At 69.4% G+C, this 17,506-nt stretch carries 16 protein-coding genes; 10 read left to right on the top strand and 6 right to left on the bottom strand.

Going from position 1 to position 17,506, the window contains the following annotated elements; all coding sequences use genetic code 11:
• Positions 1-393 precede the first annotated feature (393 nt).
• Positions 394-1,284 (bottom strand): LysR family transcriptional regulator, encoded by an 891-nt coding sequence (locus ACWCQK_RS31530; protein WP_451160783.1) that lies wholly within the window; start codon positions 1,282-1,284, stop codon positions 394-396.
• 385 nt (positions 1,285-1,669) lie between these two features.
• Between ACWCQK_RS31530 and ACWCQK_RS31525 the strand changes: the two genes are divergently transcribed.
• From ACWCQK_RS31525 to ACWCQK_RS31505, 5 genes are all read left to right on the top strand, one after another.
• A complete protein-coding gene (locus tag ACWCQK_RS31525; protein ID WP_451160781.1) occupies positions 1,670-2,458 on the top strand; it encodes an SDR family NAD(P)-dependent oxidoreductase in 789 nt (262 codons plus the stop codon).
• A gap of 84 nt (positions 2,459-2,542) precedes the next feature.
• Complete coding sequence (locus ACWCQK_RS31520; protein WP_451160779.1) at positions 2,543-2,890, top strand: carboxymuconolactone decarboxylase family protein; 348 nt, start codon at positions 2,543-2,545, stop codon at positions 2,888-2,890.
• Positions 2,891-3,317: 427 nt separating this feature from the next.
• Complete coding sequence (locus ACWCQK_RS31515) at positions 3,318-4,163, top strand: hypothetical protein (RefSeq protein ID WP_451160777.1); 846 nt, start codon at positions 3,318-3,320, stop codon at positions 4,161-4,163.
• 432 nt (positions 4,164-4,595) lie between these two features.
• Positions 4,596-5,018, top strand: coding sequence for a DUF4395 domain-containing protein (locus ACWCQK_RS31510; protein ID WP_451160882.1), 423 nt, complete (start codon positions 4,596-4,598; stop codon positions 5,016-5,018).
• 7 nt (positions 5,019-5,025) lie between these two features.
• Positions 5,026-5,454 carry a thioredoxin family protein gene (locus ACWCQK_RS31505; protein WP_451160775.1) on the top strand — a complete coding sequence of 143 codons (429 nt, stop codon included), beginning with the start codon at positions 5,026-5,028 and terminating at the stop codon, positions 5,452-5,454.
• Between the two features lie 186 nt (positions 5,455-5,640).
• On the opposite strand, the gene ACWCQK_RS31500 is transcribed toward ACWCQK_RS31505, so the two are convergent.
• The gene (locus tag ACWCQK_RS31500) at positions 5,641-6,078 is read right to left on the bottom strand and encodes a hypothetical protein (RefSeq protein WP_451160773.1); all 438 of its coding nucleotides are present in this window, start codon (positions 6,076-6,078) and stop codon (positions 5,641-5,643) included.
• 322 nt (positions 6,079-6,400) lie between these two features.
• On the opposite strand from ACWCQK_RS31500, the gene ACWCQK_RS31495 reads away from it, so the two are divergent.
• Positions 6,401-8,464, top strand: coding sequence for a TolB family protein (locus tag ACWCQK_RS31495; protein WP_451160771.1), 2,064 nt, complete (start codon positions 6,401-6,403; stop codon positions 8,462-8,464).
• A gap of 178 nt (positions 8,465-8,642) precedes the next feature.
• Here the strand turns inward: ACWCQK_RS31495 and ACWCQK_RS31490 are convergent, their stop codons facing one another.
• On the bottom strand, positions 8,643-9,269 hold the full coding sequence (locus tag ACWCQK_RS31490) for a TetR/AcrR family transcriptional regulator (RefSeq protein ID WP_451160769.1): 627 nt from the start codon (positions 9,267-9,269) through the stop codon (positions 8,643-8,645).
• Positions 9,270-9,358: 89 nt separating this feature from the next.
• On the opposite strand from ACWCQK_RS31490, the gene ACWCQK_RS31485 reads away from it, so the two are divergent.
• Positions 9,359-10,615, top strand: coding sequence for an NADH:flavin oxidoreductase/NADH oxidase family protein (locus tag ACWCQK_RS31485; protein WP_451160767.1), 1,257 nt, complete (start codon positions 9,359-9,361; stop codon positions 10,613-10,615).
• Positions 10,616-11,076: 461 nt separating this feature from the next.
• Here ACWCQK_RS31485 and ACWCQK_RS31480 read toward each other — a convergent pair whose 3' ends face one another.
• Together ACWCQK_RS31480 and ACWCQK_RS31475 are read right to left on the bottom strand one after the other, a co-directional pair.
• The gene (locus tag ACWCQK_RS31480; RefSeq protein ID WP_451160765.1) at positions 11,077-12,678 is read right to left on the bottom strand and encodes a succinic semialdehyde dehydrogenase; all 1,602 of its coding nucleotides are present in this window, start codon (positions 12,676-12,678) and stop codon (positions 11,077-11,079) included.
• Between the two features lie 11 nt (positions 12,679-12,689).
• Positions 12,690-13,607 carry an acetoacetate decarboxylase family protein gene (locus ACWCQK_RS31475; RefSeq protein ID WP_451160763.1) on the bottom strand — a complete coding sequence of 306 codons (918 nt, stop codon included), beginning with the start codon at positions 13,605-13,607 and terminating at the stop codon, positions 12,690-12,692.
• Positions 13,608-13,989: 382 nt separating this feature from the next.
• Between ACWCQK_RS31475 and ACWCQK_RS31470 the strand changes: the two genes are divergently transcribed.
• Entirely contained in the window at positions 13,990-14,238 is a 249-nt protein-coding gene (locus tag ACWCQK_RS31470; RefSeq protein ID WP_451160761.1) for a plasmid stabilization protein, read from the top strand.
• 160 nt (positions 14,239-14,398) lie between these two features.
• On the opposite strand, the gene ACWCQK_RS31465 is transcribed toward ACWCQK_RS31470, so the two are convergent.
• A complete protein-coding gene (locus tag ACWCQK_RS31465) occupies positions 14,399-14,848 on the bottom strand; it encodes a hypothetical protein (RefSeq protein WP_451160759.1) in 450 nt (149 codons plus the stop codon).
• On the opposite strand from ACWCQK_RS31465, the gene ACWCQK_RS31460 reads away from it, so the two are divergent.
• Complete coding sequence (locus ACWCQK_RS31460) at positions 14,836-15,093, top strand: hypothetical protein (RefSeq protein ID WP_451160757.1); 258 nt, start codon at positions 14,836-14,838, stop codon at positions 15,091-15,093. The two genes, ACWCQK_RS31465 and ACWCQK_RS31460, sit on opposite strands and share 13 nt — an antisense overlap.
• A 299-nt stretch (positions 15,094-15,392) precedes the next feature.
• The gene (locus ACWCQK_RS31455) at positions 15,393-17,360 is read left to right on the top strand and encodes a potassium transporter Kup (RefSeq protein ID WP_451160755.1); all 1,968 of its coding nucleotides are present in this window, start codon (positions 15,393-15,395) and stop codon (positions 17,358-17,360) included.
• The last annotated feature ends 146 nt before the right edge of the window (positions 17,361-17,506 follow it).

The following is a 17,506-nucleotide window of genomic DNA, read 5'->3' as shown; positions in this document are numbered from 1 at the left end:
CGACTTCCGGAAGAATGCGATAGCAATTGACCGGACGGAATGCTGAAGTCGATTCGCCTCCTACTGTTCGACCTTCGACACATTCGACTACGCTGAAACAGATTCGCCCTAAATCGCCCGCCTGCCACAATCGGCGAGGCCTCAGGCGTCACCATAGTTGGGCGCTATTATTGGGGCGCAAGAATTACAGAGGCTCACACAAGACACGCCCTTTCCAGTGTCTCTCGGCCCAGTCTCGCGCGCACTCTGAGACCAGAGGCCCAAGCTCTGCCCTAGATCGCGGGCGGCGCTCAGGCTCTCGACCCGTACACCGCCGTACCTCTCCGGAGGCAACTCAGCGCGATTGCGGCGGTGATGACCTATCGCCGATGCTCGGCTCGCAGAGGTGAAAGGTCAGACGTTCCCGGTCGGGCCGTCGGACCCGGTGAGAGCGTTGACCAGTTCCTCCAGGTCGGCTCCGAGCGGGGTGTCGCAATCCCAGACGGCCTCATAGGCGATGTCGACGGGCACCCCGGCCAGGAGCAGAGGGCGGCAACTCGCGTGCTCGTGCGTGATCTTGGAGCGTGGCAGCAGCGCCGCACCCAGGCCTATCGCGGCCCACTCGTCCACGGCCCTGAAGCTGGCCGCCTCTCCGGGGTAGGTACGCAATGCCAGGTGGTTGTCGTCGAAGAGCTCGGTCGTGAAGGTGGTCAGGCCACAGGTGCTGGGGCCGAGGATGTAGGCGGCGTCCGCCACATCCTTCAGTTCGACCGGGCCCTCGCCTCCTGGTGCGGCGGGGTCAACCACGACCACCGGTTCCCGGGCGATCACGCGGTGCCGGAACGTGGGCAGACCAGGCACGGCCGGGACAAGGATGATGTCCAGCCGGCCCGCCTGGAGGTCGTTGCTCAGGGGCTCCTGATCCGCCTCCCGCAGGACCACCTCGCACGGACGCCTGAGAGTGCGGGCCGCATGGAACGCCCGTCCCACCAGTTCGGCACCGATCAGCGGTGACACGCCCATGCGAATCGGCTCGGTGACCGGGCGGGCCAGCCGTTGGGTCTCGGCGAGGAGCGTGTCGAGGTCGTCGAGGACGCGGTCGATCAGCGGCAGAATCCGTGCGCCATGGGGCGTCGGCTTGACTCCCCGCGGAGAGCGGCTGAAGAGCCTGACGCCGAACTCCTCCTCCAGCCGGGCAACGCCGTTCGACAGCGCCGGCTGCGTGACACCGTAGGCGCGCGCGGCGGCACTGAAGGAGTTCGTTCGGGACACCGCTTGGGCGTAGCGCAACGTCTCGATGTTCACGACTTCAGCCTTCTCGTCCGGGGCATAGCCATCGCTTATACCCGCATTCGCCCTTGTCCTCTACCGCCTCCGCATGGGGCGTCCTACAGTCGAGGCATTCCCCGGGACAACGGGGAGACGGGCCGGCGCCGCGAGGTTCCGGACCGCCGCCCCGAGCCGGCGCTCTTCGAGAGTCGCGGACGGCTCGCGGCATCACGTGCTCGCGCTCGCTTGCCTCGCGCAAGCAAGGAGCACGGACACTTCCACGCTCAGGCGGGGCGACCGCCATTCCCACGTCTGAGCCACGCCCACACGGTCCCTTTTATCCAGATATTACACAGAACGCGAACCCGAACCCGAACGGTTCCCGCGAACCGACGCGAAGCGCATGTAAGGAGCACACAGCATGTCCACCAACGCGCTCGACTTCACCGGACGGAAGGTCGTCGTCATCGGCGGCACCAGCGGTATGGGGCTGGCTTCCGCCCGCCGCGTACTCGAGGGCGGCGGCAGCGCCGTCGTCACCGGCCGGAGCCACGCAAGCGCCGAAAAGGCCGCGGCCGAGCTGGCCGAATTCGGAAAGGCCGTGGGCCTGGCCGCCGACCTGTTCGACCGTGCCGCAGTGGATCGCCTACGCGACGAACTCACCGAGCAGCACGCCGACGCGACCCTGCTCGTCAATGCCGCAGGTGTCTTCGAGCCGAAGACATTCCTGGAGCACAGCCAGGAGGACTACGACCGCTACCAGGCCATCACGCGGGCCTTCTACTTCGTGACCCAGACCGTCGCCGGCAACATGATCGCCCGCGGCAACAAGGGCGCCATCGTCAACATCGGAGGCATGCTGGCACACCAGGCGATGGCCGCCACCCCGTCCTCGGCGTACTCGGTGGCCAAAGCCGGGCTGCACTCCCTCACCCAGCACCTGGCCATGGAGCTCGCTCCGCACGGAATCCGGGTCAACACCGTGGCTCCCGCCGTGGTGCGCACATCCATCTACGAGGCCTTCATCCCCAAGGATGAGATCGACGCCACGCTCGACGGACTCAACAGCTTCCACCCCCTCGGCCGGATCGGAACCCCGGACGACGTAGCTCCGACCGTGGCCTTCCTCCTGTCCGACCAGGCCGACTGGGTCACGGGCGCCACCTGGGACGTCGACGGCGGCGTCAGGGCCGGACGCAACATCTACTGACCGGCGATCACTCGTCGACTCCCCCCACACACCGACCGGCTGCCGGGCCACCACACCCCACACGGCCGACACATCAGGAGCGTTGTGTCTTACCACGAGCACACCGACCACCAGTACGCCAAACACATCCGCGCAGGCGCCCCCGATGCCTTCAAGGCGTTCATGGCCTGGGACAACCAGGTCCTACGAGGCGGCAACAATGTCATCCCGCCGAAATACACCGAGCTCATGGCCGTGGCCGTGGCGCTGACCACCCAGTGCGCCTACTGCATCGAGGCACACACCAAGGCCGCGCATACCGCGGGGGCAACTCAGCAGGAACTTGCCGAGACGATCATGACCGCCGCGGCCCTGCGCGCCGGTGGCAGCTACGCACACGGGTTCATGGCCATGAAGTTCTTCGACCAGGCCGACAGGACCACCACCCCGTGACCTGACACAAGAGTCGGCGCACCGACTACTCCTGTCGGCGCGCGGTGAGCGCCGCGTCCAGGTCCGAGCCCCCGCACGGGCGTTGCGGGGGCCGGCGGCCGGCGCTCGCTGACGATGACGCCCTCCCTCAGGAAGAGACCGCACCGCCGGTCCGGCCACAACGGCTGCCAACACTGAGGCCAGAAAATCGAGTTGACCCATCGCCCAGCGGCGCGCCCAACCCACCCCCAAGGCCTTACACCTCCCTCTCGCATACGAGCCTTCGGGAGCGGTTCGAGCGTTCAGTACGGTCGTAGCGGCCTCGGCGCGGTCGGAGAGTGCGGGCCGGGGAGGACGAAGCCGGGCCGCTGCGGACCCACGCAAGATCGCGACTATCGTTTTCCTCCTCACCGAGGGCACAAGAACCTCACAACAAGGGGCGGGACACATGAAGCACATCCGGACTGTGACGTGGGCCGGCATCGCCGTCGCCGCGCTGGCCGCGACCACCGCATGCGGTTCGGAAGCTGCGAAGCAGACCGCCAACGCCGTCAGCCATGCCGACACGATCATGGCGGCGCTGACCCGCGCATCCGACAAGACGTCGAAGCTCGGCTCGGCCGAGGTGGAGTCGACCGTCGCGATAACCTCGGCCGGCGGCAAGCCCATCTCGATGAAGGGCACCTATTCCTGGGGCGACGGCGCCGCGCTCGACGTCGAGATGGACACGGCGAACGCGCAGATGCAGTCCTTGCAGGACGACCCCACAATGACGATGAAGTTGGTCGACGGGGCGTACTTCTACGAGGTGGACCCGCAGCCCCGTGGCGCGCTCAAGGGCAAGCACTGGATGCGCATCGACGTCTCCGCCATCATGGGCGAGTCGGGCGCCAAGAACATGGCGGCCAACGCCGACCCCACGGCAGGCCTGCGCTACATCGGCGCCTCGAAGAACGTGAAGGACCTCGGCGAAGAGACAATTCGCGGCAAGAAGGCCACCCACTACCGGGGCAGCGTCGGCACGGCACAGATCAAGGCGTCCAACCTCACCGCCCAGGAGAAGAAGGCGGCCCTCAACTCCATGGCGGCGACCGGCGGGAAGATGGACGTCGACCTCTGGGTCGACGCGAACGACCTGCCCGTACGTGTGCAGCAGCTCGGCGGCGGTATGACGGTGACCATGGACTTCCTCAAGTTCGGGACCACCCGTCCGATCACTGCCCCGCCGGCCGCCGACACCGGCGATCTCACCGAACAGGTCAAGAAGCAGCGCGACCAGACGCTCGGCCAGTAGGAAGCTGCCGGGCACCGCGAGGGACCCGCTTCCCAGTCGCCCGCCGGGACCGGCCTGACCTGGCGGGCTGGCTGCGGGCGGCGGCCGTCCCGGCGCGAGGTGTGCGGGTCTGTTTCGGCTGCCGCCGTGGCGGTTGTGGCCCCAGGGCTCCTCGGCGGCTGGGCCGTGGTCGTCACGCGGCACCGCGGTGTCGTGCTCCTGCTCGCCCTCGGCGGTCGGCCCGCATGTCCAGCAGGTGAGCGGTGATTGACCGCGGCGGGTGTGGCTGCTGCAATGACCGCATGTTCTCCGCGACGTTCCTGGTCATCAGGGCTCACATCGACTTCGGTCGGGTGTGGTCCGCCGCGTGTCGTTGACCGCGCGCCCGATTCGCCAGGATCCCTTCGTATCGTCCCGGAGTTCGCCATGCCTGACCTCACCTCCGCTGTACCCGTGCGACTCGACCCGCGTGGGCCGCGCTTCGCCGCCGTACTGACGACCCTTGTCCTGCTCGTGGTCCTGGCCACGGGCAGCGGCGTGTTGCTCGCGGCGCAGGCTGTCGTCTTCGCCCTCGCCGCGATTCTGGGGATGCGCCATTCCCCGTACGGCTGGCTCTACCGTCGGCTGGTGCGTCCCCGTCTCGGGCCGCCGCGGGAGCTCGAGGACGAGCGACCGCCACGGTTCGCGCAGGCGGTCGGCCTGAGTTTCGCGGTCGTCGGTGCGGCGGGTTACCTCTCCGGTGCCACCTGGCTCGGCATCACGGCGAGCGCGGCGGCCCTCATGGCCGCCTTTCTGAACGCCGCCTTCGGCTACTGCCTGGGTTGCGAGCTCTACCTGCTCGCGCTCCGCGGCCGGGCCCGGCTGAGCCACGGGTGAGGCTGTCATGAACGATCCGACCGGGCTGCTCGTGGCGGCCTTCGCGCTGGCGGCCGCGACCGTCTTCGGGCTGGTCCGCGCCCGTCGTGACGGCAAACTGCGCGACAAAGGCCGGGACGGCACGCTGCAGTTGTCCTCCGGTGAGCTGGGTCAGCCGCTCGGCGAGCGGGCGACCCTGGTGCAGTTCTCCACGGCCCTGTGCGCGACCTGCCCCGGTACCCGGCGCCTGCTGGCCGACGTGGCCGCCGGCACACCTGGCGTGCGCCATGTGGAGATCGACGCCGAAGCGCGGCTCGACCTGGTCCGCCGCGTCGACGTGCTGCGTACACCGACCGTGCTTGTCCTCGACCCCGTCGGCCGTGTGGTGCGCCGCGCCTCCGGGGCACCGACCCGGGCCGACGTCGTGTCGGCGGTGGAGCTGGCCACGGCGGATTGAGGGACCACCTACCTTCCCGGGTCCAGCAGCTGTCGTGTGGCCTGCCGTCATGGCATCATCCGACGCGCTGAATCCGGATGTGTCGAGGTGGCCGCGAACCTTCGCGAGGGTCGTACGGGAATCCCTCCGGCGGATAACACCGTCGCCACCGGCGGAGGACTTCACCTAGCGGTGCGACTCCGCTCCTTACGGACCTGTCGAGGGGCGGGTGGCCCGAGGAAAACCCAACTCGCCGAGCAGCGCGTCGAAGATGTCCTCCACGAACGTCTCTCGCGAGCGAAGCAGCTCCTCGATCCGGGACTGTTGCCCTCCAGTTGGGATGCCGGCAGCTTCCGCCCAAGCGAGCGCGCCTTCAGCGCCGGTTGGGACACTCGCTTCGATCTCCACGCGCTTGCGTTTCACGGCCTCGTCGAATTCAGGTGTGTCCAGCCACAGGGCCTCGTCGTCCAGATCCTCAGGTGTCTCGACGAGGAGTGCCGCGGCGACATCCGGGTTCAGCCACGCCTGCCAACGCCGGCCGTCGGTTCCCAGCCCGGTCACGAGGGCGACGTCCCCCAGCCCACCGACGAACCGAACCTCCGGTGAGCCAGCCCAGCCTGCTCTGTCGGTGGTGCGGCTCGTCACGGATGTGTTCGTCGGGCTCGTCGCCGACGCTGGAGAACGGGCGCGGGTCGCCATCGATGGACCGGACGTCGCTGCCGCACAGCAGAGCGCCTCATCGGCCACAGGCGACACACACATTTGTTCATCCAGCGTTCAAATCCGCTTGGCGGTGGATCGCGTGCCATCACATAGTGTCCGTCTGCTGACGAGTGATCTCCGGGGGCCTGGAGCGCCGCGCGCATGAGCGCGCGCCGAGATCGCAGGGGCTGCGTATCCGCGCACCTGGACGCGAGGGGCGAGGCGCTCGGCAGGCGAACAGGGACTCTTTCTGGGGGGCTTTCTCTTGAACTCTCGCAAGCGCCGCGACCTCGCGGCGATCACCTCGGCCGCCTCGCTGGTGGCCGGTCTGCTCGGCGCGCTGGCGCCAGGCGCGCAGGCGGCTCCCGCGACGGCCGGCGAGGTGACCGCCGGTCAGATCGGGCTGTACGGCGGTTCGGGCGTCGAGGTGGTCAACGCCGACGGCACGGGTCTGCGTTCCGTCCCGAACATCCCGAACTACCACTACAGCCCGAACTGGGCGCCGGACGGCAGCAGGCTGGTTGCCGGATGGAGCCAGCTGGCCACCGGCCGGGCCACCGGCGCCACCTCGCTCATCACCCTGCCCTGGGCGACCAAGGTGCGCTCCAGCGCGTCGTACGACGACCCGACGTTCTGGCTGGACGGCCGGTACGTGGTGTTCAGCACGGACGGCCAGCTCGCCTACGGGCCCTCGGACGGCTCGTGGGCCCCGGAGCCGCTGCTGACGAGCGCTCAGGAGCCTTCGACGGTCTGCGACCTCCACCCGACGGCGAGCCCGACGGGCACCCTGGCCTTCGAGCGGCGCAACAACTACGGCTGCTACGACAACCAGGGCATCTGGACGTACGACCCCGCCACCAAGGCCCTGAAGAAGATCATCGCGTCCGGTTCGTCGCCGGTGTTCTCGGCGGACGGCGGCAAGTTGGCCTTCACACGCGTCGTGGACGACTGGACCCAGCTGTTCACGGCCGACGCGAGCGGCGGCAACATCCAGCAGGTGACCACGGACGCGTCCGACCACCTGAACCCGACGTGGGACCCGGCCGGCGGACGGATCGCCTACGACGCGCACACCTCGCACGCCGGCTGGTCCGACGACGTGCAGACGGTACGGCTGCTCGACCTCGCGAGCGGCACGTCCACCGAGGTCACCGGTGCGGGCAAGGGCGGCAGACCCGCCTGGCAGCCGCTGCGGAAGAACTCCCTGGTGCGGGTGTACGGGACGGGCTCCGTCGGCATCGACGCGGCCGCCTCCCGCTGGACGTTCGACAAGTCGGGCGGGACGCATGTGCCCGGCCTGATCGCGGCCAGGTCCGCGGTGCTGGTCAACAAGGGCATCGCCACCTACTCGGCGCCCGCCGTCGCGCTGGCCCCCGAGAAGCAGGGCCCGGTCCTGATGACGTCCGGCAGCGGTCTGGACTCCGCCACGGCCGCGGAGCTCAAGCGCACGCTTCCCAAGGGCGCCACCGTCTACCTCAACGGCAGCACGCGCGTCCTCTCCACCAAGGTGGCCAGCCAGGTGCAGGCGCTCGGCTACAAGGCGCTGCGTCTGGACGCCCCCGACCTCTCGGCGCTGTCGGTCCGGGTCGCCAAGCAGATCACCGCGGCCCCGAGCTGGATCTTCGTCGCCGACGGCGCTGAGTACCGCGACCCGATCGCCGCGGCGTCGGCCGCCGGCGCGCTGGGCTACCGCGGCACCGGAGTGGTCATCCTCACGAACGGCAGGACCGTCCCGTCCTCGGTCAAGAACTACCTGAACGCGCTGAACCCGAAGAAGACCAATCTGGTGACGGTCGGCCCCAACGCGGCCTGGGCGATGGAACACACGACGTTCACCAAGGTCTGGAACTTCTGGACCATCGGCGGCAAGACACACGAGGACGTCGCCGCCAACCTGGCCCGGTTCTGGTGGACCTCGCCTACCGTGGCCACCGTCGAGGACACCCAGAACTGGCAGAACGCGGCCGCGGGTGGCAGCGCCGCCGCCACCTACGGCCCGATGCTCTGGTCGGCCGCGTCCGCTCTCTCGGCGCCCGCCGGGAAGTACCTGAACGAGGAGGCCGCGAGTATCTGGGGCGTGCAGACCTTCGGCGGGAACACGTCGTACTCGGTCGCCAACCGCACCTCCATCAGTTCCGCGATCGCCGCGAGCAGTGCCTGGACCACCACCTACTCGTTCGCGAACGGTGATGTTCCGTCGGCGTCCACCACGGCACGGTCGTCCTTGGCCGCCGGTACCACGCCGACGGCGACCGGCCGGCCCGTGGCCGGCCCCACGGTGGTGCCCGGCGAGCACCTGCCCGTGCCCGGCGGACGCACCGCCCGCTAGGCTTTTCGGTTCCGATCAGGCCCCATCACGATGGTCCGCCGCTGAGCGGCGGACCATCGTCGTGCGGCGACCGCACACGGAAAACCCGACGTGGGGTGCGCGCCGTCCCCGCCCCTTGACCGGGCGAGTCGCCCAGGCTGCGGTCGCTTGTCCGGGCGGTCGCGCGGTCATACGTTCCTCACGCCTTCGTCTGCTTCGGCGCCGCAGCCGCAGCCGCATTTGAGGTGATCGGGGAGATGGCGAGCAGCGCGGAAACGGCTGTGCGGACCTGATGGGCGACCACTTCGGGGGTCGAGGTGTCGAGCTTGCCGTCGAGGTGCAGGAATGCGAGGCCGTGGACCAGGGCCCACACCGGGGTCGCCAGCACCTCGGGGTCGGCGCCGGGAAAAGCGCCGCGGACGATGTCACGGACGTACTCCGAGAGGGCGGCGGTCGCGGCGGCCCGTTCCTCGTTGTCGGGATCGCAGGGTTCGGCGAACATCACCCGGAACATCGCCGGGTGGTCGAGCGCGAAGCGGACGTAGGCGACGGCGATCGCGGCGAGGTTGTCGGGGGTCGTCGAAGAGGGATGGGCCGCGGACAGATAGCCGCCGAGTTCGCGGTATCCCTCGGCGGCGACGGCGGAGACGAGAGCGTCGCGGTCCGCGTAGTGGCGGTAGGGGGCTGTGGCCGACACGCCGGCCCGTCTCGCGACCGCGCGCAGGGACAGTCCCGCGCTGCCGTCCTCCTCCAGCAGTTCCCGCGCGGCACGCAGGCAGGCGGCGCGCAGGTCGCCGTGATGGTACGAGTCGCTCGCTTGTGGCACGGGACACCCTCTCTCATGTTTACACCGCGCACATTGCTCGCCTAATGTGAACGGTGTACACATTGTAATCGATGACGAGGAGTACCCGGATGACCAGCGAACTGTTCTCACCGCTGCCCTTGCGCTCCGGGCAGATATTGGGCAACCGGATCGCGAAGGCGGCCATGGAGGAGAACATGGCCGGCGCGGGCCAGCTGCCCGACGGTCAGCTGTTGTCGCTGTACCGGCACTGGGCCGGTGGCGGTGCCGGACTGCTGATCACCGGGAACGTCATGGTGCACGCCGAGGCGTTGACCGGTCCCGGCGGTGTCGTGCTCGACGAGGCCGCGCCGCTGGAGCCGTTCACCGAGTGGGCCGAGGCCGGCAAGTCCGGGGGCGGAGCCATGTGGATGCAGATCAATCACCCCGGCCGCCAGATCCAGGCGGACATGCCCGGCGTCGTGTGGGGCCCGTCCGCGGTGGGGGTCGACCTTGGCAGGCACAGCAGCCGTTTCGGCCGCCCCGCCGCCATGACCCCCGAGCAGATCGAGGCCACCGTGACCCGGTACGCGGTCACGGCCCACCGCGCCGAGAAGGCGGGGTTCGACGGGGTGGAGATCCACGCCGCACACGGCTACCTGCTCTCGCAGTTCCTGTCCCCCCTCGTCAACCAGCGCACCGACCAGTGGGGCGGATCCCTCGAAAACCGGGCCCGGATGCTGCTGGACGTCGTCCGCGCCGTGCGCGCGGCGGTCTCGCCCTCCTTCGCGGTCGCGGTGAAACTCAACTCCGCCGACTTCCAGCGAGGCGGATTCGACGCCGACGACGCGCGGCAGGTGATCACGATGCTCGAACCGCTCGGCGTCGACCTGGTCGAACTCTCCGGCGGCAGTTACGAGAGCCCCGCGATGTCCGGCCGCCCCGCCGACGCGCGCACCCGGACCCGTGAGGCGTACTTCCTGGACCTGGCCAAGGATCTGGTCACGACCAGCCCGCTTCCGCTGATGCTCACCGGCGGCATCACCCGGCGCGATACCGCCGAGAAGGTCCTCGCCAGTGGCGTGGCGCTCGTCGGGATGGGCACGGCCCTCGCCCTCACTCCCGATCTGCCCGACCTCTGGCGCGACGACCGCGAGGCCGACCGGCAGCCGCGGCCGGTGACCTGGTCCGACAAGGCCCTCGCTTCCGCCGCGAGCATGGCGCAGGTCCGTCACCAGCTGCGCCGCCTGGCTCGCGGACGCAGTCCCAGGCCCCACACCCACCCCGTGTACGCCCTGCTCGCCGAACGGCGCCGACAGCGACAGGCGCTGCGCCACTACCGCGCGTGGCTCACCTCGCGGGAAGCCGACACCGCGAGCCGCGCGTAGTCGGCCCAGCCCTCGGGCGAACCGTACCCGCACCCGTACCAACCACCGGCCGCGCCCTCCGCGCTCATCACGAGCGAAGGGGGCCGACGGCTCGGGGCGTTCAGGAAATGGCTGGTGACCAGCCCGATGGAGAGCGGCGCCACGCGGACCCCTCCCCCGTGAAACCCCCCTCGCCATCCGCCGCGTGAGATGAAACGCAGGCAGGTGGCCACTCCCGCTGTCCAGGTCCTCGGTTCGACGCCGGAACGCTGGAGGTCGCTCGTCGGGCGCCGCTCAAGCAGGTTCCGCGCGGGTCACGCCGTCACAGAACCGCCGGCGTCACTCCGGGGTCCGCCGGCTGTCGGGAAGCCCCGCACCCGATCCGCTCCCCGACGCGGAGATGCACGTACGGCCGCGGCTCGCACGTGCATCGAGGGTGACGGCGGCTTGATCGAAGCCGCGGTCGCCGGGCTTCCGGCACTTCAGCGAACGCCGGCCGCCTTCAGGACCTTCAGGGCGCCGGTCAGCAGGGTGGCCCAGGTTTCGGGCGAGATCCCGGCCGGTGGGGAGAACCCTTGGACGCGCTGGTGGGCGACGGTCTGGGCCTCGGTGTACTTGAGGATTCCGTCGGCGCCGTGGCGGCGGCCGAGTCCAGAGTCGCCCATGCCACCCATCGGTGCGTCGATGCTCCCCCATGCGGCGGCGAACGCCTCGTTGACGTTGACGGTGCCCGCGTGCACGCGGGCAGCCACCGCCCGGCCCCGGGCTCCGTCGCGGGTCCACACGCTGGCGTTGAGGCCGTACGGCGTGGCGTTGGCCCGTGCGACCGCTTCATCGACGGTGCTGAAGGGGTAGACCGAGACGACGGGACCGAAGGTCTCGTGGTCGTACAGCGTCATGTCGGGGGTGACGTCGGTGAGGATGGTCGGCTCGTGGAACAGCGGACCCAGGTCCGGCCGCGGCCTGCCGCCGGCGAGGAGCGTCGCGCCCTTCGCGACGGCGTCGTCGACGTGGGCGGTGACGGTGTCCAGTTGGGACGGGGTGGTGAGGCTGCCGACGTCGACGCCGTAGTCGTAGGCGGCACCGATCTTGAGCTGTTCGGTACGGGCGACGAACGCGGCGACGAACTGGTCCCGGATGGACTCGGCCACGTACAGGCGCTCGATGGAGACACACAGTTGACCGGCGGAGGGGAAGCAGGCGGCGACCGCTCCGTCGGCGGCCTTTTCGATGTCGGCGTCGTCCAGGACGATCATCGGGTTCTTGCCGCCGAGTTCCAGGGATGCGCCGATGAGCCGTTCGCCGGCGTCGCGCGCGATCTTGCGTCCGCTGGCGGTGGAACCGGTGAACATCATGAAGTCGGCGTTGGCCATCAGCGCGTCCCCGATGGAGCTGCCCCGCCCCACCACCATCTGCCACACCCCGGCCGGCAGGCCGGCCTCGTGCATCAGGTCCAGTGCCCACAACGCGCTGAGGGCGGTCTGTGTGTCGGGCTTCTGGACAACCGCGTTGCCCGCCATGAGGGCCGGGATGGCGTCGCCTGCGGCCATGCTCAGCGGGTAGTTCCACGGGGAGACGACCGCGACGACACCCTTGGGGTGGCGCAGTTCGGTGGTGTGGGTCAGCACCGGGATCGCGCCACGACGGCGCTTGGGCCGCAGGAACTTGGCGCCGTTGCGCGCGTAGTAGCGGGAGGTGATCGCCGTGTCCAGCACTTCGAGGAACGCGTCGCGGCGGGTCTTGCCGTTCTCGGCCTGCATCAGGTCCAGCGCCTCGTCCTGGCGGGCCAGCACCAGGTCGTGGAACCGCAGCAGGATCTTCTTGCGCCGAGTCAGGGATACGGCGGCCCAGGCCTTCTGGGCGATGCGGGCCCGCGCGAAGGCGTCCTCGACGTCCGCGGGCGTCGAGACCGGCAGGTCGGCGAGCGGGACACCGGTGTACGGGGCGGTGGTGGTGACCCGCACGGCGTCCGCCGCGGCGGTGACGCGCGCCGCCAGACGCTCGATCCGGGCCGGAGCCAGTGAGGCGGGCAGCCCGGTGCCGCGTGTGGCGGCGGCGGGACGGGTGGTGTGGTCGGTGACCATGACGGGGCTCCTTACTTCCGGCTCTGGACCGAGGTGGGGACCGGCATGTGCAGGGCGAGCTGCCCCTCGGTCACGACGTCGAACTGGACCGCCCTGATCGGGCGCAGCGACCGCAGGTCATCCGCCATACGGCCCTCGCCGACGTGGAGTTGGACAGCGCGTGGAAGCAGCGCGGTGCCGGCCGACAGTACGTGGGTCTGGCTCAGCGTCGAGTGCCACGCGCCGTTGATGGACGTGTAGGAGGTGAGGGCCGAGACCCGCTCTCCGCTCGGATACGCGGTCTGCGCCGGCGTGACCGCCGAGAGGGACAGGTCCGTTCCGCCGGCGTCATTGGCCACGCGTGCGCTCGTCCGCTGGGCGTCGATGTCGACATCGAGCCGGGTGACCCACTTGGGGAAGCCGTAGCCGTCGTGGCCGCGCACCTGGGCGATCTCCGTGCTCACCGGCAGGGACAGCACGTAGGAGTCGAGGTGCTCGTTCTTGAGGCCCGCGACGAGGTCGAAGAAGCCGAACCTGCCGTGCCGGGCGGGCTTCACGGCGATCCCGACGGCGGCCTCGGTGTAGGAGTCGATGTCGCACACGTCGTAGCTGAAGAACATCACCGAGACCAGCCCCACCCCTGGTGCGACTTCCAGCGGCGCCAGTTCTTCGGGCAGCCGGGCGCGGATCGCGCGGGAGCGGGCGAGCATCGTCAGCCGGGCGGTCGAGATGCGGTAGTAGAAGTTCGGCGTCAGCGTCGGGCCGATCGCCGAGTCGACCTTCGCCTTCGGCAGCCGCCGGAAGAAGTCCACTCCGCTGACGCGGGGATCACGAGCGACCGCGTCGAGATCCGTGTCCATCCGATAGCGGTCGTACAGACCCCCCTTGGGGACTCTCACCGTACGGCCACCCAGGTCCACCTTGGTCATTTCCTGCTGAGGCGATGACATCCGCGCAGCTCCCTCACTCACATGTTGACAGTGCTCACATGAAGCTAACCCGCAATGTAAGCACCGTCAACACCACACCGGGCCCCGCAGCCCGTGAGAACCGTTACAGCGGCAGGGTCCTGTCCGGAACCGAATCGCCTTCAGGGCCCGACGGGCGAAGGCGATGGTCATCGGTGCCGCGCTTCGTCCGCACCAGGACTCCGGCCGATGGCCGCCACCGGCATCCGGGACGCGGGAAGCTTCGCGTGAGCCGCCGTCTCGAATTGGCGCGCTGTGTGCGCAGGGCGTTGAGTGGAGATGCACACGGGGTGCGCATGCATGTGGTGCCCTGCACGGCGGACACCCCGGCACACCAGGAATCCGATCGCTGGTAGGAGGCATCATGCCTACTGGATCGAGCAAGAAACGCGAACGGCAGTACGAGCAGATCAAGGAAAACGCCAAGGAACACGGTGTCTCCGACCAGCTCGCCGAAGAGGTGGCGGCGCGCGCGGCACAGCCCGGCGGACGCTCCCGCAGCACCTCGCAAGGACCCACGAAGCACCAGCTGTACGAGGAGGCCAAGGAGAGGCACATCGACGGCCGCTCCACCATGAACAAGGACGAGCTGCGCAAGGCCCTCGGCCGCTGACCGCTCGCCCCCTCAGCACATGGCAGCACTCGTCGACGCGGCCACCGCCGCACGGCGACGGCACATGTAGGGCGACGGTCTGGCCTTGAAGAAGAGCGGCGCGCAGTAGCCGTACCTCGTCCAGGCCCCGTGGGGCCTGCGTGATCTCCGGAGGGGGCCATCACCGCGCCGCGGTGATGGCCCCCTCGACCACGCCCGTGGCATCCGAGTAGGAGCCGGGCAGGAAGTCGGCGGTGCCGACCGCATGTCCGTCGCGTGCGGCGGGCAGGTCCTTGAAGGTGCCGAGGTCGAACAGCTTCTGGATGTTGTTGGCCGGTGAGCCGTCGTTGTTCGTGCAGTAGATGACGTAGTCCGCGTCCTTGAGCAGGTCGGCCTTCTCGTACGACACCGACTTGGTGCTGCCGTCCTCGACCGCGTCCGACGCCGAGGCGAAGTGCGCCCCCAGCCGGTTCAGTACGTCACCGACGGCCGAAGTGGTGCTGCAGATCCCGTAGTTGCCGACGTCGAAGCCGCCCTGGATGACGTCCCAGTCCGAGTTCTCCAGTTCTCGTACACCTTCGTGAGGTAGGGGACGTCGACGCCGACGATGAGGACCGGTTGCGTGCCGCACTGGCCCTCGCGGGCCTGGACCTCGACCGCGCGGCATTCCCCGCGGAATCGGCTGTCGACCGCGTGCTCGTCGGCCGCACCTCGATCGTCGTCGCCCGCCGGCTCTCCCAGGCCGTCGCCGCCGACCGGGTCGTTCTGATGGCCGACGGACGGATTCGCGCCACCGGCACACACACCGAGCTCCTGACGACGGACAAGGCCTACGCCGCACTGTGGGAAGCGTGGACCGACCGGCCCGAGGTCTGATCCGACCGGCCCTTGAGCCGAACCGGCCGCAACACGGGCTGCGGTGCCGATCGGAACGCGGGCCTCGGTGCCGGCCGACCGGCTGGCCCTTCCCTCGGGGCCATCCGCCGCGCCGCGCCCGACGGGGTCCCGCCGCCTCACGCCGTCTCCGCCGCGTGATCGGCGCACATCTGGTCCAGATCGGTCGTCAGTGGTGCCGAAGTGGGCGATCACTGTGGGCGATTGCTCCGGTGAATCGGTAGTGTCCGCTGCGATGCACCAGGCCTGCGGCATCGCAGTCCGCGAGGAGGAGGATCACCATGCCCGATCGTCGGCACGAGGCCGCGGCGGACGAGGCGTCCGTACCGCCGCCGGAGGCACGTCGTGCGAGCGTGCGCGACACGGTGCGGCTCGCCGTGGTGATCGGCGCGCTCGGGGTGGTCTTCGGTGACATCGGGACCAGCCCGATCTACACGCTCCAGACCGTGTTCAACCCCAGCGACCCCCACCCGGTCCCGGTCAGCACGCAGAACGTGTACGGGGTGGTGTCACTGGTGTTCTGGTCGGTGGTGATCATCGTCATGGTCACCTACGTGCTGCTGGCGATGCGCGCCGACAATGACGGCGAGGGCGGCATCATGGCGCTGATCACGCTGCTGCGGCGGTGGAGTTCACAGCGCGGGCGTCGGACGGCCGCCGTACTGGCCGCACTGGGCATCTTCGGCGCGTCGCTGTTCTTCGGCGACAGCATGATCACACCGGCGATCTCGGTACTGTCCGCGGTCGAGGGGCTGAAGGTCGTCGAGCCGTCGCTGGGCAGCGCGGTCGTCCCCATCACCGCGGTGATCATCGTGCTGCTGTTCCTGGTGCAGCGCCGGGGAACCGCCGCGGTGGGCCGGGTGTTCGGGCCGATCATGATCGTCTGGTTCGTGGCCGTCGGCGCGTGCGGAGTCGTCGGCATCGCCGACCACCCGGACATCCTGCGGGCGCTGTGGCCGAGCTACGCGCTGGGTTTCCTGCTCGGCCATTTCGGCACCGCTTTCTTCGCGCTCGCGGCAGTGGTCCTCGCGGTCACCGGCGCGGAGGCGCTGTACGCGGACATGGGGCACTTCGGCCGCCGGGCGATCACCCGCGCATGGATGTTCCTCGTCTTCCCCGCCTGCATCCTGAGCTACCTCGGCCAGGGCGCGCTGATCCTCGACGATCCGCACAACATCAGCAGTCCGTTCTTCCTGCTCGTGCCCGAGTGGGGACGGTGGCCGATGGTTCTGCTGGCCACGGCGGCCACGGTGATCGCCTCGCAGGCGGTGATCACCGGTGCCTACTCGGTCGCCTCCCAGGCGGCTCAGCTCGGCTACCTGCCGAGGCTGCGGATCGCGCACACCTCCGAGTCCACCATCGGCCAGATCTACGTCCCCTGGATCAACTGGCTGCTGATGGTCTCGGTCCTGACCCTGGTCTTCGCCTTCCGCAGCTCCACGGCCCTGGCCTACGCGTTCGGCATGGCGGTCACCGGCACCATCACCATCACCACCCTGCTGTTCTTCTACATCGCCCGCACCAAATGGGGCACGCCCACCTGGCTGATCGCGATCGGCGCGACGCTACTGCTCTTCGTCGACCTGCTGTTCGTCGCCGCCAACCTGACCAAGCTGATCCACGGCGCGTGGCTGCCGCTGCTGATCGGCGTCACCGCGTTCACCGTCATGACGACCTGGCAGCGAGGCCGCGACATCGTCACCGCGGAACGAGCACGCCACGAGGGCTCGCTGCGCGAGTTCGTCGACAGCCTCCGCAGCGGGGAGACGTCGGTGCTCCAGGTCCCCGGCACGGCCGTGTTCCTCAACCGCGGCAAGGAGACGGCGCCGCTGGCCATGCGGGACAACGTGGAACACAACCACGTGCGGCACGCTCAAGTCGTGATCCTGTCCATCGAGACCGAGCCCGTGCCCCGTGTCTCGTCCGACCGACGGATCGACATCGACGACCTCGGCTACAGCGACGACGGGATAATCCACGTCACGGCCCGGTTCGGGTACATGGAGACGCCGGATGTGCCCGGCACGCTGGCGATGCTCGACCCGGCCCAGACCGAAGGGCCGTTGCAGCACGACCACGCGTCGTACTTCCTGTCGAAGATCGAGCTCCAGCGCGGCAAGGCACCGACGATGGCACCCTGGCGCAAGCGGCTGTTCATCGCCACCTCCTACATCACGGCCGACGCCGCCGAGCACTTCGGCCTCCCCCGCGACCGCACGGTCATCATGGGCTCCCAGATCGAGGTGTAGGCGCGCGTGTAGCCGGCGGCCGTACCGGCGGACGACAGGCACGTCGTACGGGAGAGGCGGCTTCTTCCACGTCCGCCGGAACCGGCCGGGCAGCGGCAGCGGCAGCGGCAGCGGCAGCGGCAACGGCAACGGCAGCGGCAGCGGCA

This window comes from Streptomyces sp. NPDC002306 (assembly GCF_053593435.1).
Note: the sequence above shows the minus strand (reverse complement) of the source record. Positions and strands in the feature narration are given on the sequence as shown.

Coding starts and splice junctions, on each gene's coding strand:
- ACWCQK_RS31525 (WP_451160781.1), top strand. CDS start 1,670: ATGTCCACCAACGCGCTCGACTTCACCGGACGGAAGGTCGTCGTCATC.
- ACWCQK_RS31485 (WP_451160767.1), top strand. CDS start 9,359: ATGACCAGCGAACTGTTCTCACCGCTGCCCTTGCGCTCCGGGCAGATA.
- ACWCQK_RS31515 (WP_451160777.1), top strand. CDS start 3,318: ATGAAGCACATCCGGACTGTGACGTGGGCCGGCATCGCCGTCGCCGCG.
- ACWCQK_RS31455 (WP_451160755.1), top strand. CDS start 15,393: ATGCCCGATCGTCGGCACGAGGCCGCGGCGGACGAGGCGTCCGTACCG.
- ACWCQK_RS31470 (WP_451160761.1), top strand. CDS start 13,990: ATGCCTACTGGATCGAGCAAGAAACGCGAACGGCAGTACGAGCAGATC.
- ACWCQK_RS31480 (WP_451160765.1), bottom strand. CDS start 12,678: ATGGTCACCGACCACACCACCCGTCCCGCCGCCGCCACACGCGGCACC.
- ACWCQK_RS31505 (WP_451160775.1), top strand. CDS start 5,026: ATGAACGATCCGACCGGGCTGCTCGTGGCGGCCTTCGCGCTGGCGGCC.
- ACWCQK_RS31475 (WP_451160763.1), bottom strand. CDS start 13,607: ATGTCATCGCCTCAGCAGGAAATGACCAAGGTGGACCTGGGTGGCCGT.